The 23,241-nt window shown below is 58.2% G+C and carries 26 protein-coding genes and 1 pseudogene; 9 read left to right on the forward strand and 18 right to left on the reverse strand.

Annotated features, from left to right (window positions below; all coding sequences use genetic code 11):
* From ACRC4F_RS04400 to ACRC4F_RS04415, 4 genes are all read right to left on the reverse strand, one after another.
* The coding region (locus ACRC4F_RS04400; protein ID WP_438658246.1) for a leucine zipper domain-containing protein at positions 1-315 on the reverse strand (315 nt) is incomplete at its 3' end.
* A 172-nt stretch (positions 316-487) separates the two neighbouring features.
* Positions 488-1,393 carry an acyltransferase gene (locus ACRC4F_RS04405; RefSeq protein WP_438658247.1) on the reverse strand — a complete coding sequence of 302 codons (906 nt, stop codon included), beginning with the start codon at positions 1,391-1,393 and terminating at the stop codon, positions 488-490.
* Positions 1,394-3,493 (reverse strand): phosphate acetyltransferase, encoded by a 2,100-nt coding sequence (pta, locus tag ACRC4F_RS04410; protein ID WP_438658248.1) that lies wholly within the window; start codon positions 3,491-3,493, stop codon positions 1,394-1,396.
* A gap of 60 nt (positions 3,494-3,553) precedes the next feature.
* Complete coding sequence (locus tag ACRC4F_RS04415) at positions 3,554-3,892, reverse strand: DUF3565 domain-containing protein (RefSeq protein WP_438658249.1); 339 nt, start codon at positions 3,890-3,892, stop codon at positions 3,554-3,556.
* Between ACRC4F_RS04415 and ACRC4F_RS04420 the strand changes: the two genes are divergently transcribed.
* The 3 genes from ACRC4F_RS04420 (at position 3,861) to ACRC4F_RS04430 (ending at position 6,211) form a co-directional block, all read left to right on the forward strand.
* The gene (locus ACRC4F_RS04420) at positions 3,861-4,346 is read left to right on the forward strand and encodes an FKBP-type peptidyl-prolyl cis-trans isomerase (protein WP_438658250.1); all 486 of its coding nucleotides are present in this window, start codon (positions 3,861-3,863) and stop codon (positions 4,344-4,346) included. The genes ACRC4F_RS04415 and ACRC4F_RS04420 overlap by 32 nt on opposite strands.
* Positions 4,347-4,469: 123 nt before the next feature.
* Positions 4,470-4,952, forward strand: a complete 483-nt coding sequence (locus ACRC4F_RS04425) for a glutathione peroxidase (RefSeq protein WP_438658251.1) — start codon at positions 4,470-4,472, stop codon at positions 4,950-4,952.
* 155 nt (positions 4,953-5,107) lie between these two features.
* Positions 5,108-6,211, forward strand: coding sequence for an NADH:flavin oxidoreductase (locus ACRC4F_RS04430; protein ID WP_438658252.1), 1,104 nt, complete (start codon positions 5,108-5,110; stop codon positions 6,209-6,211).
* A gap of 111 nt (positions 6,212-6,322) precedes the next feature.
* Here ACRC4F_RS04430 and ACRC4F_RS04435 read toward each other — a convergent pair whose 3' ends face one another.
* A complete protein-coding gene (locus ACRC4F_RS04435) occupies positions 6,323-7,528 on the reverse strand; it encodes a glycosyltransferase family 4 protein (RefSeq protein WP_438658253.1) in 1,206 nt (401 codons plus the stop codon).
* A gap of 40 nt (positions 7,529-7,568) precedes the next feature.
* Positions 7,569-8,321, reverse strand: a complete 753-nt coding sequence (gene cysZ, locus ACRC4F_RS04440) for a sulfate transporter CysZ (RefSeq protein WP_438658254.1) — start codon at positions 8,319-8,321, stop codon at positions 7,569-7,571.
* Between the two features lie 314 nt (positions 8,322-8,635).
* Between cysZ and trxB the strand changes: the two genes are divergently transcribed.
* A complete protein-coding gene (trxB, locus tag ACRC4F_RS04445) occupies positions 8,636-9,598 on the forward strand; it encodes a thioredoxin-disulfide reductase (protein WP_438658255.1) in 963 nt (320 codons plus the stop codon).
* A gap of 176 nt (positions 9,599-9,774) precedes the next feature.
* Here the strand turns inward: trxB and ACRC4F_RS04450 are convergent, their stop codons facing one another.
* From ACRC4F_RS04450 to ACRC4F_RS04480, 7 genes are all read right to left on the reverse strand, one after another.
* On the reverse strand, positions 9,775-11,025 hold the full coding sequence (locus tag ACRC4F_RS04450) for a 2-aminoadipate transaminase (protein WP_438658256.1): 1,251 nt from the start codon (positions 11,023-11,025) through the stop codon (positions 9,775-9,777).
* A gap of 282 nt (positions 11,026-11,307) precedes the next feature.
* Positions 11,308-11,646 (reverse strand): HopJ type III effector protein, encoded by a 339-nt coding sequence (locus ACRC4F_RS04455; RefSeq protein WP_438658257.1) that lies wholly within the window; start codon positions 11,644-11,646, stop codon positions 11,308-11,310.
* On the reverse strand, positions 11,639-11,935 hold the full coding sequence (locus ACRC4F_RS04460; RefSeq protein ID WP_008150700.1) for a DUF1244 domain-containing protein: 297 nt from the start codon (positions 11,933-11,935) through the stop codon (positions 11,639-11,641). The genes ACRC4F_RS04455 and ACRC4F_RS04460 overlap by 8 nt, the downstream gene beginning before the upstream one ends.
* Positions 11,936-12,003: 68 nt before the next feature.
* Complete coding sequence (gene folX / locus ACRC4F_RS04465) at positions 12,004-12,375, reverse strand: dihydroneopterin triphosphate 2'-epimerase (protein ID WP_007970304.1); 372 nt, start codon at positions 12,373-12,375, stop codon at positions 12,004-12,006.
* A gap of 2 nt (positions 12,376-12,377) precedes the next feature.
* On the reverse strand, positions 12,378-12,953 hold the full coding sequence (gene folE / locus ACRC4F_RS04470) for a GTP cyclohydrolase I FolE (RefSeq protein ID WP_438658258.1): 576 nt from the start codon (positions 12,951-12,953) through the stop codon (positions 12,378-12,380).
* 22 nt (positions 12,954-12,975) lie between these two features.
* Positions 12,976-13,686 carry a dihydromonapterin reductase gene (folM, locus tag ACRC4F_RS04475; RefSeq protein ID WP_438658259.1) on the reverse strand — a complete coding sequence of 237 codons (711 nt, stop codon included), beginning with the start codon at positions 13,684-13,686 and terminating at the stop codon, positions 12,976-12,978.
* Positions 13,687-13,930: 244 nt separating this feature from the next.
* A complete protein-coding gene (locus ACRC4F_RS04480) occupies positions 13,931-14,500 on the reverse strand; it encodes an antibiotic biosynthesis monooxygenase (RefSeq protein WP_438658260.1) in 570 nt (189 codons plus the stop codon).
* Positions 14,501-14,711: 211 nt separating this feature from the next.
* On the opposite strand from ACRC4F_RS04480, the gene ACRC4F_RS04485 reads away from it, so the two are divergent.
* Positions 14,712-15,671, forward strand: a complete 960-nt coding sequence (locus ACRC4F_RS04485; RefSeq protein WP_438658261.1) for a MerR family transcriptional regulator — start codon at positions 14,712-14,714, stop codon at positions 15,669-15,671.
* A 2-nt stretch (positions 15,672-15,673) separates the two neighbouring features.
* On the opposite strand, the gene ACRC4F_RS04490 is transcribed toward ACRC4F_RS04485, so the two are convergent.
* Positions 15,674-16,279 carry a hypothetical protein gene (locus ACRC4F_RS04490; protein WP_438658262.1) on the reverse strand — a complete coding sequence of 202 codons (606 nt, stop codon included), beginning with the start codon at positions 16,277-16,279 and terminating at the stop codon, positions 15,674-15,676.
* A 54-nt stretch (positions 16,280-16,333) separates the two neighbouring features.
* Entirely contained in the window at positions 16,334-16,810 is a 477-nt protein-coding gene (locus tag ACRC4F_RS04495; protein WP_438658263.1) for a PAS domain-containing protein, read from the reverse strand.
* Between the two features lie 101 nt (positions 16,811-16,911).
* On the opposite strand from ACRC4F_RS04495, the gene ACRC4F_RS04500 reads away from it, so the two are divergent.
* From ACRC4F_RS04500 to ACRC4F_RS04515, 4 genes are all read left to right on the forward strand, one after another.
* Complete coding sequence (locus tag ACRC4F_RS04500; RefSeq protein WP_438658264.1) at positions 16,912-17,367, forward strand: flavodoxin; 456 nt, start codon at positions 16,912-16,914, stop codon at positions 17,365-17,367.
* 217 nt (positions 17,368-17,584) lie between these two features.
* Positions 17,585-18,367 carry a class II aldolase/adducin family protein gene (locus ACRC4F_RS04505; protein ID WP_438658265.1) on the forward strand — a complete coding sequence of 261 codons (783 nt, stop codon included), beginning with the start codon at positions 17,585-17,587 and terminating at the stop codon, positions 18,365-18,367.
* Positions 18,367-19,269: an alpha/beta fold hydrolase gene (locus tag ACRC4F_RS04510; RefSeq protein WP_438658266.1), complete on the forward strand. Its 903-nt coding sequence runs from the start codon at positions 18,367-18,369 to the stop codon at positions 19,267-19,269. Before ACRC4F_RS04505 ends, ACRC4F_RS04510 begins: the two co-directional genes overlap by 1 nt.
* 112 nt (positions 19,270-19,381) lie before the next feature.
* Positions 19,382-20,293: an SDR family oxidoreductase gene (locus ACRC4F_RS04515; protein WP_010463212.1), complete on the forward strand. Its 912-nt coding sequence runs from the start codon at positions 19,382-19,384 to the stop codon at positions 20,291-20,293.
* A gap of 44 nt (positions 20,294-20,337) precedes the next feature.
* Here ACRC4F_RS04515 and ACRC4F_RS04520 read toward each other — a convergent pair whose 3' ends face one another.
* The 3 genes and pseudogenes from ACRC4F_RS04520 to ACRC4F_RS04530 all read right to left on the reverse strand — a co-directional run bounded on the left by ACRC4F_RS04520 (position 20,338) and on the right by ACRC4F_RS04530 (position 22,915).
* Complete coding sequence (locus ACRC4F_RS04520; RefSeq protein ID WP_438658293.1) at positions 20,338-20,583, reverse strand: bacteriocin immunity protein; 246 nt, start codon at positions 20,581-20,583, stop codon at positions 20,338-20,340.
* A 33-nt stretch (positions 20,584-20,616) separates the two neighbouring features.
* Positions 20,617-20,856, reverse strand: a pseudogene (locus ACRC4F_RS04525) (bacteriocin immunity protein); the annotation flags it as partial.
* A 1-nt stretch (position 20,857) separates the two neighbouring features.
* A complete protein-coding gene (locus ACRC4F_RS04530; protein WP_438658267.1) occupies positions 20,858-22,915 on the reverse strand; it encodes an S-type pyocin domain-containing protein in 2,058 nt (685 codons plus the stop codon).
* Between the last annotated feature and the right edge of the window lie 326 nt (positions 22,916-23,241).

Genomic DNA, 23,241 nt, shown 5'->3' on the forward strand with positions numbered 1-23,241 from the left:
CCTGCCTACAGTGCTGTGTCCCACCTTCAAGTCCCGGCTGATCTGGCGATAGGTTTTTCGCTGGCGACGTAGCTCAAGCACTTGTTCCTGGCACTTCTCAGGAAGCGCGTGCGGACAGAGCTTGGGGCGGGACGAACGATCCTGCAGTCCTTCCTCGCCTTCAGCGCGATAACGATTAAGCCACTTGTAGGCCGTGCGAACACTGACTCCTTGGGACTGAGCTACCTCAACAGGTCTTAGGCCTTCTTTAAGTATTCGATGAACGAGAAGGGCTCGACCAGAAACGGTTAATCGGGCATTTTTATGAGTGTTCACTCGGGGCCTCCGGGTACTTGGTTTGGTTCGCACCTCCAATTTTCCGGAAAAGCCCCGAGTGAACAACCTACAGAGAGATCACAGCTAGCCTGCTAGCGATTGCGGTGATTCAGGCAATAAATCTGCTGAATGTGAACCCGCAATCGCCAGCAGGCTGGCTCCCACAGTAGGGTCAGTGTTTATCGGGGTATTCGCGATGCATCTGCGCAAGCAACGCATCCTTGTCTTCCCACAACTGATTGATCCAGCCCTGAAACTGCAATCGATACTCCCCATCCTGGTCGTAGTTCTTGCCAATGAACTGCGGCGGAATCTTCAACTCCTGAAAATGCACCACCACATCCCTCACATTCCCACAGAGCAAATCCCAATACCCGGGACGCCCGGCCGGGTAGTGAATGGTCACGTTGACGATCGACTCAAGCTGTTCACCCATCGCATCCAGCACAAACGCAATGCCGCCGGCTTTGGGCTTGAGCAGGTACTTGAACGGTGATTTCTGCTGCGCATGCTTGCCTTCAGTGAAGCGCGTGCCCTCGACAAAGTTGAAAATCCCCACCGGGTTATTGCGGAACTTGTCGCAGGTCTTGCGGGTGGTTTCCAGGTCCTTGCCTTTCTTCTCCGGGTACTTTTCCAGATAGGCCTTGGAGTAGCGCTTCATGAACGGAAAACCGAGCGTCCACCAGGCCAGGCCAATCACCGGCACCCAGATCAGTTCCTGTTTGAGAAAAAACTTCAGCGGCTGGATGCGGCGGTTGAGCACGTACTGCAACACCATGATGTCGACCCAGCTCTGGTGGTTGCTGGTGATCAGGTACGAGTGTTGATAATCCAGACCTTGCAGGCCGCTGAGGTGCCAGCGGGTGCGGCAGACCAGGTTCATCCAGGCCTTGTTGTTGCTGATCCAGGCTTCATGGGTATGGCTCATCAACCAGAGCGTGAAACGCTGGGTGAGGGCAAAGGGCAACACTTTGAAGATCGCCACGCAGAACAGAAACGAGCACAGCAGGATGGTATTCAACGCCAGCAACAACGATGCAATCACGCCGCGCACGGCGGCAGGTAGAAAAGCCAGCATTTAAAGATCCATAGGTCGGTTGGCAGCTTGAATCGCGGTCAACGCGATGGTGTAAACGATGTCATCGACTTGCGCGCCGCGCGGCAGGTCGTTTACCGGTTTGCGCAGGCCTTGCAGCATCGGCCCGAGGCTGACGCAATCGGCACTGCGCTGCACGGCTTTGTGCGTGGTATTGCCGGTGTTCAGGTCGGGGAACACGAACACCGTGGCGCGCCCGGCGACCTGGCTGTTCGGTGCCAGTTGCCTGGCCACGGTTTCGTTGGCGGCGGCATCGTACTGCAACGGGCCGTCGATCAGCAGCGAGTTCTGCTGTTCGTGGGCCAGCAGCGTGGCTTCGCGAACCTTCTCGACTTCTTCGCCGCTGGCCGATTCGCCGCTGGAGTAACTGATCATTGCCACGCGCGGAATGATGCCGAACGCGGCAGCCGAGTCAGCACTTTGCAGAGCGATCTCGGCCAGTTCGCTGGCGCTCGGGTGCGGGTTCATCACGCAGTCGCCGTAGACCAGCACTTCTTCCGGAAACAGCATGAAGAACACCGACGAAACCAGCGTGCAGCCCGGTGCGGTTTTAATCAGCTGCAGGGCCGGGCGAATGGTGTTGGCGGTGGAGTGGATGACCCCGGAGACGAGGCCGTCGACCTCGTCCAGCGCCAGCATCATGGTGCCGATCACCACGGTGTCTTCCAGTTGCTGCTCGGCCATCGGTGCGTTGAGGCTTTTGCTTTTGCGCAGCGCCACCATCGGTTCGACGTAGCGCTCGCGAATCAGGTCCGGGTCGAGAATCTCCAGCCCCGGCGGCAGCTCGATGCCTTGGGCGCGGGCCACGGCTTCGACGTCTTCCGGCTTCGCCAGCAACACGCAACGGGCGATGCCACGGGCCTGACAGATCGCCGCCGCTTGCACAGTCAACGGCTCGCTGCCTTCAGGCAGGACGATGCGCTTGTTCGCGGCCTGGGCACGCTGGATCAGTTGGTAGCGGAACACCGCAGGCGACAGGCGCATTTCGCGCGGCGTACCGCAACGCTGGTGCAGCCAGTCGGCATCCAGATGACTGGCGACGAAGTCGGTAATGATCTCCGCGCGCTCGCGGTCGTCGATCGGGATTTCCTTGTTCAAACCGTTCAACTGGTTGGCGGTGTCGTAGGAACCGGTGCTCACCGACAACACCGGCAGGCCCGCCTGCAGCGCGCCACGGCACAGGTCCATGATGCGCGGGTCGGGCAGGGTGTCGCTGGTCAGCAACAGGCCGGCCAGCGGCACGCCATTCATGGCGGCGAGGCTGACGGCGAGGATGATGTCGTCGCGGTCGCCGGGCGTCACCACCAGCACGCCGGGCTTGAGCAGCTCCACGGTGTTGCGCATGGTGCGGGCGCAGATGATGATTTTGGTCATGCGCCGGGTTTCGTAATCACCGGCATTGAGGATTTGCGCGCCCATCAGGTCCGCGACGTCGCGGGTGCGCGGCGCGTTCAGTTCCGGCTGGAACGGAATGCAGCCGAGCAAGCGGAAATCACCGCTACGCAGCAATGGCGAGTGCTCTTTCAGGCGCGAGGCGAAGGCCTCCATGCTTTCTTCGGTCTTGACCTTGTTGAGGATCACGCCGAGGACTTTCGGGTCTTTCGGCCCACCAAACAATTGCGCCTGCAATTCCACCCGGCCAGACAATTCGGTCAGCACTTCGTTTTCCGGTGCCGAGACCAGGATCACTTCGGCGTCGAGGCTCTTGGCCAGATGCAGATTGACCCGGGCCGCGTAACTGGCGCTGCGGGTCGGGACCATGCCTTCGACGATCAGCACGTCCTTGCCGACGGCCGCTTGCTGATAGAGGGTGATGATTTCTTCGAGCAGCTCATCCAGCTGACCGTCGCCGAGCATGCGCTCGACGTGAGCCAGGCCGAGTGGCTGCGGAGGTTTCAAACCGTGGGTGCGCGCCACCAGTTCGGTGGAGCGTTCCGGGCCGGTGTCACCCGGGTGCGGCTGGGCAATCGGCTTGAAAAAGCCGACTTTGAGGCCGGCTCGCTCAAGGGTGCGCACCAGCCCGAGGCTGATGGAGGTCAGACCCACACCAAAATCGGTGGGCGCGATAAAAAAAGTTTGCATGCGGATTCTCTAAGGGAGCATGGCAAAGGCGATCATCTATATCTGACGATCTACCGAAATTCAGTCGCCAAGGTTATCGCTAACCGAGCCTTGTGCGCACCAACCGCAATCAAAGGGCTGGCCTATTTTTTCAATACGTTGCGCGGGGTCCAGGACCCAGGCACGCGATTGCCACGGTGGCTGGTGACGCAGGTGCTGGGTGTGGCCGCAGGACAGCTCGGCCACCCAATGCCCGTCCTCATCCTGATGGAAACCGGTGACCGTCGAGCCTTGCGCCGCAATCCGTCTGTCCGGGTTGTGTTCGCTTTCGGACGATTGCTTCGCTAAACTTGGCCTTTCTTCATTCTTATGCAAAAGGTCTCGCCCCATGCTGATCGCCGCCAATAAGGCTGTCTCCATCGACTATACCCTGACCAACGACGCTGGTGAGGTCATCGACAGCTCCGCCGGCGGCGCGCCGCTGGTCTACCTGCAAGGCGCAGGTAACATCATCCCGGGCCTGGAAAAGGCCCTGGAAGGCAAAGCAGTCGGCGACGAGCTGACCGTAGCCGTTGAACCTGAAGATGCCTACGGCGAATACGCTGCAGAACTGGTCAGCACCCTGAGCCGCAGCATGTTCGAAGGTGTCGACGAACTGGAAGTGGGCATGCAGTTTCACGCTTCCGCGCCGGACGGCCAGATGCAGATCGTCACCATCCGCGATCTGGACGGCGACGAAGTCACCGTCGACGGCAACCACCCGTTGGCCGGTCAGCGCCTGAATTTCCAGGTCAAGATCGTCGACATCCGTGATGCCAGCCAGGAAGAAATCGCTCATGGTCACGTCCATGGCGAAGGTGGCCATCACCACTGATTTTCTGCGCTAAGCTCAGAGAACTGGAGAGGCGCCCGAGGGGCGCCTTTTTAGTCCGCGGCTGTCCCTGGCGACATCGCCAAGTGGCTGTTTCGAGTAGAACACGGGAATCTGGAGTTCGTCATGAGTGCTTTTCACGACCTTAAATTGACAGCCCTGGATGGACAGGAGCTACCGCTGGCACCCCTCAAGGGGCGCGTCGTGCTTGTGGTCAACGTCGCCTCCAAATGTGGTTTGACCCCACAATACGCGGCGCTGGAAAACCTCTACCAGCAATATAAAGACAAAGGTTTCAGCGTGCTGGGCTTGCCGTGCAACCAGTTTGCCGGGCAGGAACCGGGCTCCGAGCAAGAGATCCAGGATTTCTGCAGCCTCAACTATGGCGTGACCTTTCCGTTGTCCAGCAAGCTGGAAGTCAACGGTCACGATCGTCATCAGCTGTACCGTTTGCTGGCGGGCGAGGGCGCTGAGTTTCCGGGGGACATTACCTGGAACTTCGAAAAATTCCTGCTCGGCAAAGACGGACGTGTGTTGGCGCGGTTTTCGCCGCGTACGGCTCCGGATGATCCGTCGGTCATCCATGCGATTGAAAAAGCGCTGAGCTGATCCCCAAAATCGCAGCCAACACGCTGCGATTTTTTATGCCTGCCTTTTGACCCTTAATCATTCAGATCAATAGTGCTGTGCATGGCCTTCGACTGCGCATATTATCGCCGTCATAAAATTTGTGTCCCGTCGATATCGTTTCCGTGGAGCGTCCCATGCCCGTCAAAGCCCTGTTCAAACCGTTCCATCTCGGCTCCCTCGAATTGCCGACCCGCGTCGTCATGGCGCCAATGACCCGTTCGTTTTCGCCGGGCGGCGTTCCTAATTCCAAAGTGATCGAGTACTACCGTCGTCGCGCCGCTGCCGGCGTAGGCCTGATCATCACCGAAGGCACCACCGTCGGGCACAAAGCCTCCAATGGCTACCCGAACGTGCCGCATTTCTACGGTGAAGCCGCGCTGGCGGGCTGGAAGAAAGTGGTCGACGCGGTCCATGGCGAGGGTGGCAAGATCGTTCCTCAGCTGTGGCATGTGGGCAGCGTGCGCCGCATCGGCACCGAGCCGGATGCCAGCGTGCCGGGTTACGGTCCGTCGGAGAAACTGAAGGACGGTCAGGTCGTGGTGCACGGCATGACTAAACAAGACATCCAGGATGTGATCGCCGCGTTCGCCCAAGCCGCTAAAGATGCCCAAAGCATCGGCATGGACGGTGTTGAAATCCACGGTGCCCACGGCTATCTCGTGGATCAGTTCTTCTGGGAAGGCAGCAACCAGCGCACCGACGAATACGGTGGCGACCTGGCCAATCGTTCGCGTTTTGCCATCGAACTGATTCAAGCCGTGCGTGCAGCAGTCGGCGAAGGCTTCCCGATCATCTTCCGTTTCTCGCAGTGGAAGCAGCAGGATTACACCGCGCGTCTGGTGCAAACCCCGGAGGCGCTGGGTGAATTCCTCAAGCCGTTGTCCGACGCCGGCGTGGATATTTTCCACTGCTCGACGCGACGTTTCTGGGAGCCGGAGTTCGACGGTTCCGAACTGAACCTGGCCGGCTGGGCCCGCAAGCTCACGGGCAAGCCAACCATCACCGTGGGCAGCGTTGGCCTGGACGGCGAGTTCCTGCAGTTCATGGTCAACACCGATAAGATCGCGCAGCCGGCCAGCCTGGAAAAACTGCTGGAGCGGTTGAACAACGATGAGTTCGATCTGGTGGCGGTAGGGCGTGCGCTGCTGGTCGATCCGGACTGGGCGCAGAAAGTGCGTGACGGTCGTGAGGAAGACATTCTGCCGTTCAGCCGAGAGGCGTTGATGACCTTGGTTTAATCGGCGACTGGCAAGGCCTCATCGCCAGCAGGCTGGCTCCCACAGGGGTTCTGCGGTGTACACGGAACCTGTGAGAGCCAGCCTGCTGGCGATGACTGACTCAATGTCACCCTAGGCTCGGGGCAAGGTTGGTGCATTCGGCACCACCTGCTCCCCCACACAAGCCCCTCGCAACTGCCCCTCAAACTGCTCGATAATCGCCGCCCAGCCCTGCCGACTCGCATGCTGGCGCGCATTGAGCCTTACGCACCTCAACGTCTCGCGCTCCTCCAGCAACCACGTCGCAGCGTCGCAGAACGCCTCTTCATCCCCCGGCATCGCCAGCACACCGTTGTAGCCATGGCGAATATGCTGAGCAGCGGCTGCCTGATCGTAGGCCACCACACCCAATCCCGAGGCCAGCGCTTCAAGCACCACATTGCCGAAGGTTTCGGTCAGGCTCGGAAACAGAAATACGTCCGCTGATGCATAGTGACTGGCCAACGCTTCGCCACGTTGTGAGCCGCAGAAAATCGCTTCAGGCATCTCCTTTTCCAAGAAACCTCGCTGCGGCCCATCGCCGACCACGATCAATTTCAAGTTGCGCTGTGGATAAGTCGTTTTCAGCGCGTCGAAGCAGCGCTTGAGCACGCCAAGATTCTTCTCCTGCGCCAGACGTCCTACATGGATGACCGCGATGTCCTTCTCGCCCAAACCCCACTGTTCGCGTAGCGATTGCAGGCGTTTGACCGGATGGAACAATTGGCTGTCGACCCCTCGGGACAATAACGCCAGACGTTCGAAATGACGCCGCTCCAGTTCCAGTCGCTGGCTGATGCTGGGCACCAGCGTCAACGTGGATCGATTGTGAAACCAGCGCAGGTAATGAGTCAGCAAGCGCGACAGCAATCCGAGCCCGTACTGACTGGAGTACTGCTGGAAATTGGTATGAAAGCCGCTGACCACGGAAATCCCCAGACGCCGTGCCGCGCGCAATGCCGACAACCCCAGCGGGCCTTCCGTGGCGATGTAGAGCACGTCCGGGCGATTGCGCTTCCAGCGCCGCAGCAGCTTGTGCATCGACGACTGGCCCCATTGCAAACCGGGATAGCCCGGCAGCGGCCAGCCGCGACACAGCAACAACTCATCGTTGCTGGCCGCCAGCTGATCGCAGCCCTGACGTGGCCGCACCAGCTCGACCTGGTGCCCGCGCGCGCGCAAGCCATCGCACAAGCGGCCGAGGGTATTGGCCACGCCGTTGATTTCCGGTGGGTAGGTTTCGGTGATCAGAGTGATGTGCAGAGCTGTCGTCATGACCTCAGTGTCGGCTGAGGCCATGTCGTCATTGTGGCGGTTCGATGATGGATTTGTGACGGTGTCAGCGTTGGGTCACCAGATTCTCCGCGCCACGCTCACGCACCCAGAACAGGGTCGCACCCGCCACGGCGGCTGGCATCATCAGGATGTTGACCACCGGAATCAGCAGCACCAGATACACCATCCCGCCGAAACTCATGCTCTGCCAGCGCTTCTCGCGCAGCCAGGCGAGCATCTCGTTCCAGCCGAGCTTGTGGTTGTCCGCCGGGTAGTCGATGTACTGGATGGCCATCATCCACACCCCGAACAGCAGCCACAACGGCGCAGCAATGATGTTCACCACGGGGATGAACGAGAGAATGAACAGCCCGATCGCTCGCGGCAGGAAATAACCGAGTTTGCGCATCTCCCGAGAGAGGGTGCGGGGAACCATGGCGATCAGTTCGCCCCAGCTGAAGGCCGGGAAGTCGTCGGTGCCGCGCACTACCACCTCGACTTTTTCCGCCAGAAAACCGTTGAACGGCGCGGCGATGACGTTGGCGAGCATGGTGAAGGTAAAAAACACCATCAGCACTACCAGCACCACAAAAATCGGCCAGAGGATATAACTGAGAAAACTCAGCCAATCGGGCAGGGATGGCATCAGCGTATCCACCCACAAGCTGAATTGATGGCCGGCCAGGTAGATCAATCCGACGAACAGCACAAGGTTGATTACCAAGGGCAACAACACGAACAAACGCAGGCTGGGGCTCAGGACCAACTTGAGGCCTTCGCGCAGGTATTGCGGGCCGGACAGAACGGGGGCGGGCATAACGTGCTCCGAGCAAAGGGGAAACGCGCCGACCTTACCGGCTTTGCCTGACAGGCGAAAGCGCGGCAGCGACATCGACATTAACTGTAACAAAGGCGCCTATAAATCCATCGTAACCGGATAGAGACCGCCTATGAGCTGGATTGTTAAACCGTATTTCCTTAATCTTCGCCCCCTCGATACGCTGCACCCATTCTTTTTACAGGACTGTCGAACCCGAGCCTTCCCCAAGGCATTCAACGGTCCTTTTTTATTCCCGCCGGCAATCCGGCGTTCCGCGCCAGGTGTTCCGGGCCGGTCAACAGGAGCAGGTCATGTCTGAAGTCCGTCATTCGCGAGTGATTATTCTCGGTTCCGGCCCTGCCGGTTACAGCGCCGCGGTCTATGCCGCCCGTGCCAATCTCAAGCCACTGCTGATCACCGGCATGCAGGCCGGCGGTCAACTGACCACCACCACCGAAGTCGACAACTGGCCGGGCGATGTCCACGGCCTGACCGGCCCGGCGCTGATGGAACGCATGAAGGAGCACGCCGAGCGCTTTGAAACCGAGATCGTTTTCGATCACATCAATGCCGTGGACTTCGCTGCCAAGCCGTACACCCTGATCGGCGACAGCGCGACGTACACCTGCGACGCCCTGATCATCGCCACGGGCGCCAGCGCTCGTTACCTCGGTCTGCCGTCGGAAGAAGCGTTCATGGGCAAAGGCGTTTCGGCCTGCGCCACCTGCGACGGTTTCTTCTACCGCAACAAACCCGTGGCCGTGGTCGGTGGCGGCAACACCGCTGTCGAAGAAGCGCTGTACCTGGCCAACATCGCCAGCACCGTGACCCTGGTCCACCGTCGCGAAACCTTCCGTGCCGAGAAGATCCTGATCGACAAGCTGAACGCCCGGGTTGCCGAAGGCAAGATCATCCTGAAGCTGAACTCGAACCTGGACGAAGTCCTGGGCGACAACATGGGCGTGACCGGTGCCCGCCTTAAGAACAACGACGGCAGCTTCGACGAGCTGAAAGTCGACGGCGTGTTCATCGCCATCGGCCACACTCCGAACACTTCGTTGTTCGAAGGCCAGCTGACGTTGAAAGACGGCTACCTGGTTGTCCACGGCGGCCGTGACGGCAACGCAACGGCCACCAGCGTTGAAGGCATCTTCGCGGCCGGTGACGTGGCTGACCATGTTTACCGTCAAGCGATCACCTCGGCCGGCGCCGGTTGCATGGCGGCACTGGACACAGAACGCTACCTCGACGGTCTGCAGAACGCTTCGTTCTGATTCTGTTGAAATGAAAAAACCGGCTTCGGCCGGTTTTTTTGTGCCAACAGAAAGTGCGGCCAACACAAACCCTTGTGGGAGCTAGCCTGCTAGCGATGGTGTGTCAGTCACATCGATGTAGCTGACACACCATCGCTAGCAGGCTAGCTCCCACAGGGACTGCAGGGACTTTATATTCAGGCCAGTTTCTTCAGGCACGCCTCAAGAATATCCAGCCCTTCCTCCAGCACGGCAGCCTCGGTGGTCAACGGCGCCAGCAGCCGGATGATGTGGCGCGACTTGCCGCTGGGCATCAGCAGCAAGCCCGCGTCGCGCGCCAAGCTCAGGAGTTGCGCCAACTGCGCCGAGGCCGGCGAACCGTCGGCATTGCTCAACTCGATGCCGCGCATCGCGCCCACGCCGGTCAAACGCCCCAGGTACGGTGAAAGTTTGCTGTCGCGCCAGGATTCGTAGCGACTGACAATCGCTTCTTCCTGCTGCGAACTCCAGGCCTGCAAATTCGCATCGGTCATTTCGTCCAGTGTTGCCAACGCGGCGGCGCAGGCGATGGGGTTGCCCGAATAAGTGCCGCCCAGTCCACCTTTGGGCAACGTGTCCAGCAGCGACTTGCGCCCGACTACCGCACCCAGAGGCACACCCCCTGCAATGCTTTTACCCAGCAGGATCAGGTCCGGCTCAATGCCCAATCGCGAAAATGCAAAACGCTGTCCGGTGCGGCCAAAGCCGGACTGGATTTCATCGGCAATCAACAGGATATTTTTTTCATCGCAGAAGCGCCGAAGCGCTTGAGCGAACTCGACGTCCATCGCCAGAAATCCTGCTTCGCCCTGTACCGGTTCGACGATAAAGCAGGCCACATCTTCAACGTCGATCTCGACACTGAACAGTCGATCCATGGCCTTCAAGGTTTCGGCGCAGGTCACGCCGTTGTCCTTGCTCGGGTACGGCAAATGAAACACCGGCCCCGGCAGCACGCCGACTTTCTGTTTGTAAGGCGCGACTTTGCCGTTGAGATTGAGAGTGGCGAGGGTGCGGCCGTGGAAGGCGCCGTCGAAAGCGATGACCGCAGTGCGACCGGTGGCACCGCGCACGATCTTCAGGGCGTTTTCCGCTGCTTCCGCGCCGCTGTTGGTGAGCATGCCGCTGACCGGGTAGTCCACCGGGATGAATGCGCTGAGACGATCCATCAGTTCGAGGTAGGGCGCATGCGGGGCGGCGTTGAATGCGTAGTGAGTCAGCCGGGTGGCTTGTTCGCGAATGGCGTCGACGATACGCGGATGACAATGGCCGAGGTTCAACACGCCGATGCCGCCGACAAAGTCGATATAGCGTTTGCCGTTGGTGTCCCAGACCTCGGCATTTCTGCCGTGGCTGAGCGTGACGGGATGAACGACATTGATCGACTGGCTGATGGTTTCGCTGCTCATGGATGACCGACTCTGAAGAAGGGATGCTTCTTTTTATCTAAGCCGTGAGCAGTGGTTTCGGGCAAACGAAATAAAGTGACCGGGTCAATCTTAAAAGTCGGGATGTGCCCTGGTACCGATCGATGGCGACGCATAATCTGTGGCGAGGGAGCTTGCTCCCGTTGGGTTGCGAAGCGACCCTGCTTAATCTTAAAAAAGAAGGGGACCGCTGCGCAGTCCAGCGGGAGCAAGCTCCCTCGCCACAGGTTCAGTGTCTCTCATGACGTGTTTTGCGGGCTTCAGTCAGCGGCGAGTCAGTGGTTGTTGGGTGAATTTGACGCCGGCCAGGCCATGAACGATCAACGCCCGAATGTTGCCATGGTCACTGCCTTCAGGCGTGGCCAACACCGAGCGGTAATGCTCGCCGAATGCCAACAGCGCTTCCTCATCGCTCAGGCCTTCCAGCAGCGCCAGGCTCAGGGTCTTGCACGAGCCCTCGTTCTGCCCGGCTGCGTTTTCCACGCCGCCGTTGTTGAACGCCTGAGGCTGGTAGTCGTAACCCGCGGCGATGAACGCCAGGGTGTCGGCGAAAACGTGTTCGCCGCTCTTGAGGCTGGCGCGCAGGGTGTTCCAATCACTCATTGGGTTTTCCTTTGGCAAACGCCGCTTGTTGTTCGGCATTGGCTTCTTGCTGGTATTGGGCTTTCCACTCGGCGTACGGCATGCCGTAAACCACTTCGCGGGCGTCATCGAGGCTGACCTCGATCTGGCGTTCATCGGCAGCGGCCTTGTACCACTTGGACAGGCAGTTGCGGCAGAAACCCGAGAGGTTCATCAGGTCGATGTTCTGCACATCCTTGCGGCTGTCCAGGTGGGCGACCAGCCGGCGAAAGGCGGCGGCTTCGAGTTCGAGGCGTTGTTGGTCAGTCATGATGGGCTCTGTGCTATTCAGTCGTGCGCGAGATGATAAAAGTCTGACGGACAATGCGCCAGACGCGATCAGCGGCTCGCGGCCAGGGTAATTGACACCGACTCGGCGAATCGCAGCGCATGTGGCTTATCGACTTCGACCTCGGCGTACAGCACCGACGCGTTGGCCATCACCAGATCGAGGATCTCCTGGGTCAGGCGTTCGAGCAGGGCGAAGCGATTGCCTTCCACGTGGGCGATGATCGCCTTGGTGATCGTCCGGTAATTCAGCGCGTGATCGATGTCGTTGTCACGCACTGCTTCCTGAGCGGCATACAGGATGGTCAGGTTGATCAGCACATCCTGCTTGTTGAGGATTTCATCCTCGTTGATCCCGATGAAGGTCCGCAGGCACAGGTCCTTGACCCTGATGCGAGCCATTCCTGGTTGAAGTTGTGGCATTGCTACTTGCTCCGTCCAATCAATTGCAGGAACTCCTGGCGGGTGTTGCTCGACTCGCGGAAGGCGCCGAGCATCACCGAGGTGTTCATGGTCGAATTCTGTTTCTCGACGCCGCGCATCATCATGCACATATGCCTGGCTTCGATGACCACCGCGACACCCGCCGCGCCGGTCACTTGCTGCACGGCGTCGGCGATTTGCCGGGTGAGGTTTTCCTGGATCTGCAGGCGACGGGCAAACATGTCCACAAGCCGCGCGATTTTAGACAGGCCCAGCACCTTGCCCGTCGGAATATAAGCCACATGCGCCTTGCCGATGAAGGGCAGCATGTGATGTTCGCAAAGCGAGTACAGCTCGATGTTGTCGACGATGATCATTTCATCGTTGTCTGACGCAAACAGTGCGCCGTTGACGATCTCTTCGACACTCTGGTCGTAGCCATGGCAGAGGTACTGCATGGCCTTGGCCGCGCGAACCGGGGTGTCTTGCAGTCCTTCGCGGTCGGGGTTTTCACCGAGGCCGATGAGGATGTCGCGATAGCTCTGGGACAGCGCGTTCTGGGGCAGGGATAACGTCATGGAACATCCTCGCGGGGACCGCTTATTTGATGTGCCGTCCGCCATTGACGGTCAGGGTCGTGCCGGTGACATAAGGGTTGTCGAGCAAATAACGCAGGCTCTGATAAATCACTTCGCTGCCGGGTTCGATGCCCAGCGCGGACTTGGCCAGGGCCTTGGCGCGGTACGCCGCATCGTCTTCGGGGTTGAACATTAGCAGGGCCGGCGCGATTCCGTTGACCTTGATTGTCGGTGCGTATTTCGCGGCGAAGGACAGGGTGAGGCTGTCGAGCCCGGCTTTGCTGGCGCAGTAGCCAATGTGCTTGCTGCTGCCCCTGCGGGTCACGTCATCGCTGATGTGCACGATGTCGGCGGGGCTTGAGCGTTCGAGCAAGTCGGCACAGTGCAGGTTGATCAGGTAAGGCGCGAGCATGTGCACGCTGAACATGCGGGTGAAAGCTTCGGCTTCGGTGTCCGGGGTTTCGGCCAGCCATTCGGAAGCGTTATGAACAATGGCGCGCAGGCTATCAGTGTGGGTTTTCAGTTCGGTGATGAACGCGAGGATTCCCGCTTCAGTGGCGAAGTCCGCAAACACTGCGGTGGCGCCAAGATCGCGCAAGGTCTGCACGCCGGGGCGATCGCTGCGGTAGCTGAAGATCACCGGATGGCCGTCTTCAATTAATCGCTGCGCACAGTGCAGGCCGACACGCTGGCCGGCACCGGTGATGAGGATCGGAGCTGCGGAAGAGGTCATGAACGGCTCGCGTCGCGGTAAGAGCAAAACTATACCAGCGCGCGGCGGCATTCACCTATTGCGGGAGCGAGCCTTTGTGGCGAGGGGATTCAGCGACACGTCGCACCGCCCCGTTCGGCTGCGAAGCAGTCGTAAAACCATTGGCTGCGGTGTATCTGATTCATCGCGGTGTTGGTATCGGGGCCGCTTCGCAGCCCTACGGGGATGAATCCCCTCGCCACAAAGGCTGGCTCCCACATGGGGATCAGTGATTTTGGGTGGAGGGCTCGGCGGGCAATGGGCGCGCTGGCGCGCTGTTCAGCCAACTGGCCAGCAGGCGGGTCGACAGCGGAATGAAGAAGTAGACCATCAGCGGCGTCAGGCACAGGGTGCTGATGAGCACGCGCGGCAGCAGGCTCATTTCGCCCAGCAACGGCCCCACTACATAGTTGAACAGCAACGAAACCGGAAAAAACGCCAGCCAGATCGCTACGGCCTGTTTCCAGCGTGGTGGACGCTGGCCGACGGCACCGAACCAGCCTTCGATCCCGCTGACGCGATGTTCGGTCTTGTGCGCAAACAGATCACTGCCACGTGCCAGCCACGCGGTACGCGAAGCGGAATGCTCCCAGGCGTGCATGGTTTGCTCGTCGGCAAAGCGGAAAATAATCTGGAATTCGTTATCGCCGGGCGGCGGAGCGAGCACGCCTGAGCCGAGATAACCGGGGAAATCGGTGGCCAGTTGTTCGCCTTCGCGCAACCAGGCCATCAGGTCCTGATAGCGCCCATCGGCGACGCGGCGCGCAACCATCAGCGTGACGGGTGAGGTCGACATTGTGTATCTCCGTATGACAAACGCGTTACTCCGGGTAGGAGTTTCGCCAGGCGCAGCGCCGGGGTGATGGGCTGCGTCTTGAAACAAGCAAGGATTATTCCTGATTCTGATAATTACACCAGCGGCATTCGTCGTGATCAAAGTATTGAGTAGTGATGGGGCATGGGAGTTAGAATAGGATCCAATTTCGTACATGGACGTTAATTGCCACATGCCTGTCCTGACTGAAAATGTCCCCGCCTCACAGGTGGATCTTTCCATTGAGCGCGAAGATCTGTTCCCTATTCGTGAGGTAGCGCGCCTGACGGGTATCAACCCCGTCACGTTGCGAGCATGGGAACGGCGCTATGGTCTGATCCAGCCCACACGCACCGAAAGCGGGCATCGGCTGTATTCGATGGCCGATATTGAAAAGGTTCGCAGCATTCTTGGCTGGATCGACCGCGGCGTCGCGGTCAGCAAGGTCGGCAAGATACTGGCCAGGACCGAACCGCTCAAAGCGCTGGCGAACATCATTCCGGACGAACTCGTTCAGGCCGACTATGCCCAGTGGCAGCAGCAGGTCAAGTTGGCGGTGACGGCGTTTGACGAGGTTCAGCTGGAACAGGTCTATGGACAGATTTTTTCCAGTTACCCCCTGACAGTGGTGTTCCAGGACATCCTGATGCCGATCTGGAAGCTGATGCTGCAGCGCCATGAAGCGTTCGGTCAGACCAGCGAATGGCTTTTTCTGGATGGTTTTCTGCGGTCTCGGGTACTGCAACGCATGCTGTTGGTGCGGGTCATGCAGCCACGGCGTGTGATTGTCTGCGCCTTGGCCGATCAGGCCCATGAGCTCGAAGTGCTGGTGACGGCGCTGTACCTGAGCAGTGTCGATTCGGCGATTCAATTGCTGGCAATCGGTCAGCCATTCGATGAGTTGACCCTGGTTTGCGAGCGGATCAAACCCTCGGCACTGGTGCTGGTGTCCAATCACGCGCCGGCTCCCGAGTTGCCTCGACGCTTGAATCGACTGGCGCTGAGCCTGGATTGTCAGCTGTTGCTGGCCGGTGATGCGTCGGACCTGGCACAGGACAGCCTGGCTGGAACGTCGATCGGATGTCTGGGAAACGAGGGGGTGGTGATGCGTCAGCGTCTGAAGCAATTCCTGGCGGGAACCCTCGATACCTGAGCTCAGATGTGCAGAGAGGGATGTGTCAGACGGTGCTGTTGAAGGATGTACTGACGCAAGCGCTCGGTCTCGTCCTTGTCGCTCTGGCTCAATTCGTAGGCGTAGAAACCTTGTTCGGTTTCACGCTCAAACGTGCCCCGCAGAGCAATGCGCTCATAGCCTGACGGACTGAACCACAACGCGAAGTGCTTGGGCGGTTTGGTCTTGTTGCGCACTTCCAGCAAAACCCCTTTGAACGATATTTCGTGCACCCACATCGTGCCGGGTTGGCCTTTGGCATTTTCCAGCGCCACCGGCTCTTCAAGCGTCAGGCGCCATGGCCGAACCATCGGCCCGTCTTCATAAATACTCGGCACGCCCAAGCGTAAATGCAGCGCATGAAACTCGTCTTCCACCAGGTGCAGCGGAAAGGTCATCTGCTGATTTTCGAAGTTGGCCTGGATGGTGACTTGCTCATGTGCCGCCAGGCGCGTGAGCAAATCACGGATTTGCGATCCACCGTTGACGAGCAGACTCGACGTCGCATCCCGCACATTGAGTTGCGGGTTGTGTTGCATGGTCTGGATGAAATCCAGCTCATCCTGTGTCAGGAGTGCGTCGCGTTGCATGGCTAACTCGAAAGAAAAAGTTACAAAGTCATCGGTGATTGTAGTTAATGACAATTAATTCGCCGTTTTGTTTTCGCCGTTCGTCGCTTTCAACGCAGCCAGCTCGGCTTGCGTCTCAGCCAATTGAGCTTCCAATTGCGCAACTCGCTGCTGTGCCTTGACTTGCACCGTAACGTCTTTTTGCACGCCAACAAAATAAGTTTGCCCGTCGCTCGGGTTCTTCACTGTAGAAAGGGACAGTTCATTCCAGAACGGCGTGCCGTCCTTGCGGTAATTTCTCAATATTTCCCGGCAGGAGCCGCCACGGGTCAATGATTCGCGAATCGTAGCGAGGGCCTCTTGATCGCGGTCGCCAGATTGCAGGAAACGGCAATCCTGGTAGAGGATTTCTTCGCTGGTGTAACCCGTCAGACGCTCAAACGCCGGGTTTACGTAGATCAGGATGTTGTCCTGATCTCCTTCCTTTTCGGCAATCACGATGCCGTCGTTGGACGCGTTTATCACCATTTGCAGCAGTTGAGCGTTGATCATCGGAGAATCCTTTCCGTATTGATTGAGATTTGCATTCTAAAAGATCAAATGAGCCTGTGCTGTTAATATCTTTGTCTTTTACTCAGCTTCAGGATCGATTCATGAAAGTTGCCATCATTTCCGGCTCGGTATACGGCACGGCTGAAGAGTTTGCCCGCCACGCTGCAAGCATTTTGAACGCCGCAGGTTTTGAAACCTGGCACATCCCGCGCGCGTCGCTTGCCGATATCCAGGCATTCGGCCCGGAAGCGTTTCTGGCCGTGACATCGACCACCGGCATGGGTGAACTGCCGGATAACCTGCAACCGTTGTATTCGACGATTCGAGATCTTCTACCCGCCGCCTGGCGTGGTTTGCCAGGTGCCGTAATCGGCCTGGGCGACGCGAGTTATGGCGATACGTTCTGCGGTGGCGGTGAGCAGATGCGTGAATTGTTCGGCGAACTGGGCCTGCGCGAAGTGCTGCCGATGTTGCGCCTGGACGCCAGCGAAAGCGTGACCCCGGAAACCGACGCCGAGCCGTGGCTGGCGGAGTTGATTACCGCGCTACGGGGTTGACCGGCCATGGGGCGCGGGGCTTGTCATGGTTCTGACGAGCCCGTTACATCTGTTTGCCGCGCCCTTATTGGCGGCAGTCCTATGACATGGATCCAGGCTTTCTTCTGAACTGACTCGTTAGGCCATCAAGCTGGCTGCCAATGCAACTACACGAAATCCGGGGGCTGACTAGACTGCTGTAACGACAGTAAAACAATAAGAACAGGAGGTCCTTGCCGTGAATGTTGCTCCCGTCCAATCCCCCTACAGTGTCAAAGACCAGGTCAGTGCCGCCGAGTGGCAGACCCGCGTCGACCTCGCCGCCTGTTATCGCCTGGTCGCCGCGCATGGCTGGGACGATCTGATCTTTACGCACATCTCGGCGAAGGTGCCGGGCACCGAAGATTTCCTGATCAACCCGTTCGGGTTGATGTTTCACGAGATCACCGCGTCGAGCCTGGTCAAGGTCGATCAGGCCGGCAACAAGCTGATGGACAGTCCTTACGAGATCAACCCGGCGGGTTACACCATCCACAGCGCCGTGCATGAAGTGCGTCACGATGTGGTCTGCGTGCTGCACACCCACACCGCCGCGGGTGTGGCGGTGTCGGCGCAAAAACAGGGCATTCTGCCGATCAGTCAGCAATCATTGTTTGTGCTGTCCAGCCTGGCTTATCACGCCTATGAAGGCGTTGCGCTAAACCATGAAGAGAAGGCGCGGCTGCAAGCCGACCTCGGTGAAAACAATTTCCTTATGCTGCATAACCACGGCTTGCTGACCTGCGGCAGCACCATCGCCGACACGTTCCTGATGATGTTTACCTTCCAGCGTGCCTGCGATATCCAGGTGCTGGCGCAGAACGGTGGCGCCGAGCTGATTGCCATCGAGCCGCAGATTCTGGCGGGTGCCAAGGCCATGATCGCCGGCGTGACCAAAAGTGCTCAAGGGATGGGTGGCGCGTTGGCCTGGCCGGCGTTGCTGCGCAAACTCGATCAACAAGACCCGGGTTATAAACTCTGATGGCACTCGCTGAGATCCCCCTGTGTGTCTGGCGCAAGCGCGGCCAGACGTTCGTCTTCCGTGGCCAGACCATCCGTTACTGGACGGCGGGGCAGGGTGAGCCGCTGCTGCTCATCCATGGCTTCCCGACCGCCAGTTGGGACTGGCATTACCTGTGGCAACCGCTGGCGCAGCGCTATCGAGTGATCGCTTGCGACATGCTCGGCTTCGGCGACTCGGCCAAACCGGTCAACCATGAGTACAGCCTGTTGGAGCAGGCCGATCTGCAACAGGCCTTGCTTGCGCATCTGAACGTCGAGGAGCCGGTGCATGTGTTGGCCCACGATTATGGCGACAGCGTGGCTCAGGAACTGTTGGCCCGGCATTACGAAACCCGCATTGATATCGCCAGTTGTGTGTTCCTCAACGGTGGCTTGTTTCCTGAAACCCATAGACCGGTATTGATGCAAAAACTGCTGCTCAGCCCCTTGGGCTGGATGATCGGGCGCGCCTTTTCCCGCGATGGACTGGTGAAAAGTTTCCGACAGATATTTGGCCCGCAGACGCGACCCAGCGAAAGCGAGATGGATGATTTCTGGGGCTTGATCGAAAGCAATCACGGCCCGCGGATCATGCACAAACTCATCGCCTATATCCCCGAGCGGCGTGTCCAGCGCGAGCGTTGGGTTAGCGCCATGCAGCGCGGTGAAGTCCCGTTGCGGGTCATCGATGGAGAGGTCGATCCGATTTCCGGCGCGCACATGGTCAAGCGCTATCGGGAGTTGATCCCCGAACCGGACACGGTCCTGCTGCCCGATATTGGCCATTACCCGCAAACCGAAGCGCCAGCGCAGGTGCTCAAGCATTACCAGGAGTTTCGGGATCGGCTGGTTTCACCGCCGCGAAAGGTGGCTTGTTCCTGATTATCCCCCAGCCTTATCGGGCACCATTCAGCTCTACCTGTGTTTATTGTGACCAGCAGCCTGGTGCCTGACACTCGGACTTATTGTCCCTGGTCTGCTGGAGTCCTCCCCAATGAATGAGTCTGTGCGCTTCGAAGATAAAGTAGTGATCGTCACGGGTGCCGGCGGCGGTCTGGGCCGGGCTCACGCGCTGCTGTTCGCCAAACAGGGCGCCAAAGTGTTGGTCAACGATCTCGGCGGCTCGGCTCAAGGTGAAGGCGCGAACGCTTCGGCAGCCGACCGCGTGGTGGCGGAAATCCGCGAGGCGGGCGGCATCGCCGAAGCCAACCACGATTCCGTCACCGACGGCGACAAAATCGTCCAGCACGCCCTCGACGCCTTCGGTCGCATCGACGTTGTGGTCAATAACGCCGGGATCCTGCGCGACAAGACCTTCCACAAAATGGACGATGCCGATTGGGATCTGGTTTACCGCGTCCACGTCGAAGGCGCCTACAAAGTCACCCGCGCAGCCTGGCCGCACATGCGCGAGCAAAACTATGGCCGCGTGATCTTCACCGCATCGACATCGGGCATCTACGGCAACTTCGGCCAGTCCAACTACGGCATGGCCAAACTCGGCCTCTACGGCCTGACCCGCACCCTCGCCATCGAAGGTCGCAAAAACAACATCCTGGTCAACGCCATCGCGCCCACCGGCGGCACTCGCATGACCGAAGGCCTGATTCCGCCGCAAGTGTTCGAGCAACTCAAGCCGGAGCTGGTCAGCCCGTTGGTGGTGTACCTGGCCAGCGAGAATTGCCAGGAAACTTCCGGACTATTTGAAGTCGGCGGCGGCTGGATGGGCAAGGTGCGCTGGGAACGCAGCCTGGGCGCCGGGTTTGATCCGCGGGTGGGTTTCTCGCCGGAGGATGTGGCGGCGCAGTGGGAGCAGATTTGTGATTTCGAAGGGGCCGCGCATCCTAAGGACAATATTGAGGCGTTGAAGGAAATGATGGGGAATTTGCAGAGGTATTCGATTTAAAAGTGGCGTAGAGGGAGCAAGCAGGAATGCTTGCTCCCTTATGTTTATTCTTCGGGTTTGAAGCCTGGTTTTCCGTTTGCGGCTCGCCAGACTTTTACTTTTTCAATGATGGCTTCAGGCGTGGACTCTGCGTCTGAATCTGCGTAGTAGATTAAGTCAGATCCGTCTGGATGCTCCGTCAGCGCCTCAAATAAGACTACTGCGTTTATTTGGTCTTTTTCAGTCAAGTATTCCGAGTTGCAAATTTCGGCTAGAAATTCAAGAAATTCTTGTTCGGTATAATCAGAAATATTGGGTTTACATTCTTCGGGTTTGAAGCCTGGTTTTCCGTTGGCGGCTCGCCATTCCTTGATGGCTTTTAGTACGCCAGCAGGGCTGTCTTCAACGCCCGGTTCAGGATAATACAAAATACCTGTGCCGTTTGGGTGTTCTGAGGTGGTTACGATGTGGTCGACAATTGCATCGTGTTCTTGCTCCGATAAGTAGTCGCTTTCAATTAATCGGTTTATCAGCCTTATATATTCGGATTCTGTGTATTCTTCGAATTTTTTTTGAAAGATCATCTCATTTATCTCCTGTTTTGGAGTGGATCCTGATGTGCTGTTTTGGTGTTAGTACTCGAAGATTATCTAGATCGTAGACCGAACCACCTTCGCTGATTGGCTTGATGTGGTGAATTTCAAACTTTTGCCGCCCACCCACTTGTTCTGATGGCAGAGCGCTTGGAGAAAGCCCTCTCCTGATATCAATCTTGTTGAAGAAGGAGAATTGGTCCAGCAGAAGCTCGTCTTTTGCCACCGTCCTCCAAAACTCTCTCCGAAAAGCATCGAAACTCGAAAACTCCCTCCCACGAAGTTTATCCGCAATCTGCTTGGGAATTGGCGCGCCTTCCAGAGTCGCGGCAGCACCCAACCAATTTCCTGAAACCGACTGACCAGCGCCGATGGCCATACCGGAATCCTGCCGTCGATCCCTGAGCAGGGTGAAGATCGGTGGAAGGCCGGAGTCGATCGGAAAGACGGTGATAAATCCGCCAAACCCGTAGCGATCAAACGCTGGAAATGGATCGATTCGTCCGGTGTGGGGAGTGACAGTGGCGCCTTCATAGATCGGCAGATCTGTTTCGGTCAGGGGGAAGTCAGTCGACGTATTTTGTGGGTCAACCAATGGCGTCCAGGTAATGACGGGACCGTTGATGACGTTGCTGCCGGAGACGTAAACATTCTTTTGTGGGTCAAAGTGAGCAAGCTTCACTGGCACTTTGTTAGGGACTGCCACTCCGTCAGTGGCAACGACGAAGAGTTCTACTCTATTGCGATACGTCTTCGAGCCGAGTGTCACCGGCAGGTCAATTTCTCCTCCGGTGACTGCTTGCTCGTACAGATTGGCAGTCGGAAGGGGCGCGAGTTCTGTCAGAGGAATACTGACAGAATAAAGATCACTGTTGCCCAGCCTGGAGGGAACGATCAGCGCGGCGAAACCCATAAGGGTCGGCGCCGTTGCTGTTGCGAGCGCTTCGACAACGGCGGCTACCGCAGTTCGCAGCGCAGCCTTAAGGGCCAAAGAGGCCTCGCGGCTAACGTCCACGGTTCCGTTTGTTCCGGAAAATACGGGGCCTGATGCCGCTGTCGATCCTGCGTTGGCGAACGTCAGACTGGCCTGGTACGCCTGCGTGCTCCATAGCGCATGGAGGCGCGTCTTTTCTCTCTCCGCCTGTTGCTTTTCAACTCGCGCCTGCTCGTTTTGCCGAACGAACTCGGCATGCTTTTCCATCAACTCCCGTGAGTTTGCTTCTCTTTGTTTGCGGAACCGCTCCCATTCGGCTTCCCATTTGGCCTTGGCTTGTGCCTCAAGACGAGCCCGTTCCACAGCAACCTGCTGCGCGGCCGCTTGCGTCGCGACCCGAGCTTGTTCCGCCGCCACTCGCCGCGCATTTTCCAATGCTGCAAGCCGCGCTTGCTCTCGAGTCCTTGCCGCCGCTTCCTCGTTTATGCGCACCAACTCAGCGGCGGCCTTCTGTGCTTGCTCGTTGGCCTGCACAGCACTGAGAAAGTTCTGCACATTGACGTTCTGCTGTCTGAGTAATTCGAGGCCTTGAGCCAACAATCTTGCATCGTGGGCCGCCCGAAGGGATTGAAACAATGCCTGCATGGCAACGCCGTTCGGCGCAGGCCTTTTTTCGATAGTTGTGGCTTTGTTCATGAATTCGTTGATGTGTCTGTTAAATGGATCTCCTCCATAAAAAGAATGGGCAACCGCTGTCTTGTTTTGGAACTCAGCGGTTTTTCGAGCGGTGAGTCTGCTTCGTACGTCTAGCTCGCGAATGATCGACTGCACAGGCGCAAGCGGATCGGTTGGCCCCTCAAGCCGAGTGGTGGCAAGTTCATTTTCAATGGTTTGTGGCAGTTGGCTGGACTTGGTTTGATATTCTTGCTCCAGCGCACTGGAAGTGGCTTTGATTGTATTGAGATTTTGGTAGTAAACCGGTATGCCGTGTCCGTGTGGGCCTGTAATCACTGTAGTTGCTGTTCGGGGTGCCGGTGTTATGTGATCGGGTGCTTGGCCGATCGTATGGACCGGCTCACTGATATCCAGAAAACCTGGTGTTGGTGGCTTTTGCATATTCATATCCTTTTGAATGTGCAGGAACGATTTAGCGGGCGCGCTGGTGGTTTTTCTTGAAAAGAGATTCGAGTTGTTGCATCGCGCTATTTAAAGTTACAACCAAAACCGAAAGTCTGGGTCCGAGAGATGTGTGGGCTGTTACATACAGAATTGAGAGAAGTTTCGATGCGGCAGGAATAAAACCGTGAAAGTCTTTCGCGTAAAGAGATGTTTCTTATCCCGTTATAGGAAATATCTTGCAGGAGGATCTTGAGCGAGAAATCCCTGTCACCCCACCAGCCACAAGACTGCGCCCATAAAAAAAGGCCGCTGCAAACGCAGCG

The sequence above is a fragment of the Pseudomonas sp. genome, from assembly GCF_051660785.1.
GTDB lineage: Bacteria > Pseudomonadota > Gammaproteobacteria > Pseudomonadales > Pseudomonadaceae > Aquipseudomonas.

What these genes read in the sequence shown, in the direction of transcription:
- ACRC4F_RS04405 (WP_438658247.1), bottom strand. Translation starts at nt 1,393, where the DNA reads ATGCTGGCTTTTCTACCTGCCGCCGTGCGCGGCGTGATTGCATCGTTG.
- pta (WP_438658248.1), bottom strand. Translation starts at nt 3,493, where the DNA reads ATGCAAACTTTTTTTATCGCGCCCACCGATTTTGGTGTGGGTCTGACC.
- ACRC4F_RS04420 (WP_438658250.1), top strand. Translation starts at nt 3,861, where the DNA reads ATGCTGATCGCCGCCAATAAGGCTGTCTCCATCGACTATACCCTGACC.
- ACRC4F_RS04415 (WP_438658249.1), bottom strand. Translation starts at nt 3,892, where the DNA reads ATGGAGACAGCCTTATTGGCGGCGATCAGCATGGGGCGAGACCTTTTG.
- ACRC4F_RS04425 (WP_438658251.1), top strand. Translation starts at nt 4,470, where the DNA reads ATGAGTGCTTTTCACGACCTTAAATTGACAGCCCTGGATGGACAGGAG.
- ACRC4F_RS04430 (WP_438658252.1), top strand. Translation starts at nt 5,108, where the DNA reads ATGCCCGTCAAAGCCCTGTTCAAACCGTTCCATCTCGGCTCCCTCGAA.
- ACRC4F_RS04435 (WP_438658253.1), bottom strand. Translation starts at nt 7,528, where the DNA reads ATGGCCTCAGCCGACACTGAGGTCATGACGACAGCTCTGCACATCACT.
- cysZ (WP_438658254.1), bottom strand. Translation starts at nt 8,321, where the DNA reads ATGCCCGCCCCCGTTCTGTCCGGCCCGCAATACCTGCGCGAAGGCCTC.
- trxB (WP_438658255.1), top strand. Translation starts at nt 8,636, where the DNA reads ATGTCTGAAGTCCGTCATTCGCGAGTGATTATTCTCGGTTCCGGCCCT.
- ACRC4F_RS04450 (WP_438658256.1), bottom strand. Translation starts at nt 11,025, where the DNA reads ATGAGCAGCGAAACCATCAGCCAGTCGATCAATGTCGTTCATCCCGTC.
- ACRC4F_RS04455 (WP_438658257.1), bottom strand. Translation starts at nt 11,646, where the DNA reads ATGAGTGATTGGAACACCCTGCGCGCCAGCCTCAAGAGCGGCGAACAC.
- ACRC4F_RS04460 (WP_008150700.1), bottom strand. Translation starts at nt 11,935, where the DNA reads ATGACTGACCAACAACGCCTCGAACTCGAAGCCGCCGCCTTTCGCCGG.
- folX (WP_007970304.1), bottom strand. Translation starts at nt 12,375, where the DNA reads ATGCCACAACTTCAACCAGGAATGGCTCGCATCAGGGTCAAGGACCTG.
- folE (WP_438658258.1), bottom strand. Translation starts at nt 12,953, where the DNA reads ATGACGTTATCCCTGCCCCAGAACGCGCTGTCCCAGAGCTATCGCGAC.
- folM (WP_438658259.1), bottom strand. Translation starts at nt 13,686, where the DNA reads ATGACCTCTTCCGCAGCTCCGATCCTCATCACCGGTGCCGGCCAGCGT.
- ACRC4F_RS04480 (WP_438658260.1), bottom strand. Translation starts at nt 14,500, where the DNA reads ATGTCGACCTCACCCGTCACGCTGATGGTTGCGCGCCGCGTCGCCGAT.
- ACRC4F_RS04485 (WP_438658261.1), top strand. Translation starts at nt 14,712, where the DNA reads ATGCCTGTCCTGACTGAAAATGTCCCCGCCTCACAGGTGGATCTTTCC.
- ACRC4F_RS04490 (WP_438658262.1), bottom strand. Translation starts at nt 16,279, where the DNA reads ATGCAACGCGACGCACTCCTGACACAGGATGAGCTGGATTTCATCCAG.
- ACRC4F_RS04495 (WP_438658263.1), bottom strand. Translation starts at nt 16,810, where the DNA reads ATGATCAACGCTCAACTGCTGCAAATGGTGATAAACGCGTCCAACGAC.
- ACRC4F_RS04500 (WP_438658264.1), top strand. Translation starts at nt 16,912, where the DNA reads ATGAAAGTTGCCATCATTTCCGGCTCGGTATACGGCACGGCTGAAGAG.
- ACRC4F_RS04510 (WP_438658266.1), top strand. Translation starts at nt 18,367, where the DNA reads ATGGCACTCGCTGAGATCCCCCTGTGTGTCTGGCGCAAGCGCGGCCAG.
- ACRC4F_RS04515 (WP_010463212.1), top strand. Translation starts at nt 19,382, where the DNA reads ATGAATGAGTCTGTGCGCTTCGAAGATAAAGTAGTGATCGTCACGGGT.
- ACRC4F_RS04530 (WP_438658267.1), bottom strand. Translation starts at nt 22,915, where the DNA reads ATGCAAAAGCCACCAACACCAGGTTTTCTGGATATCAGTGAGCCGGTC.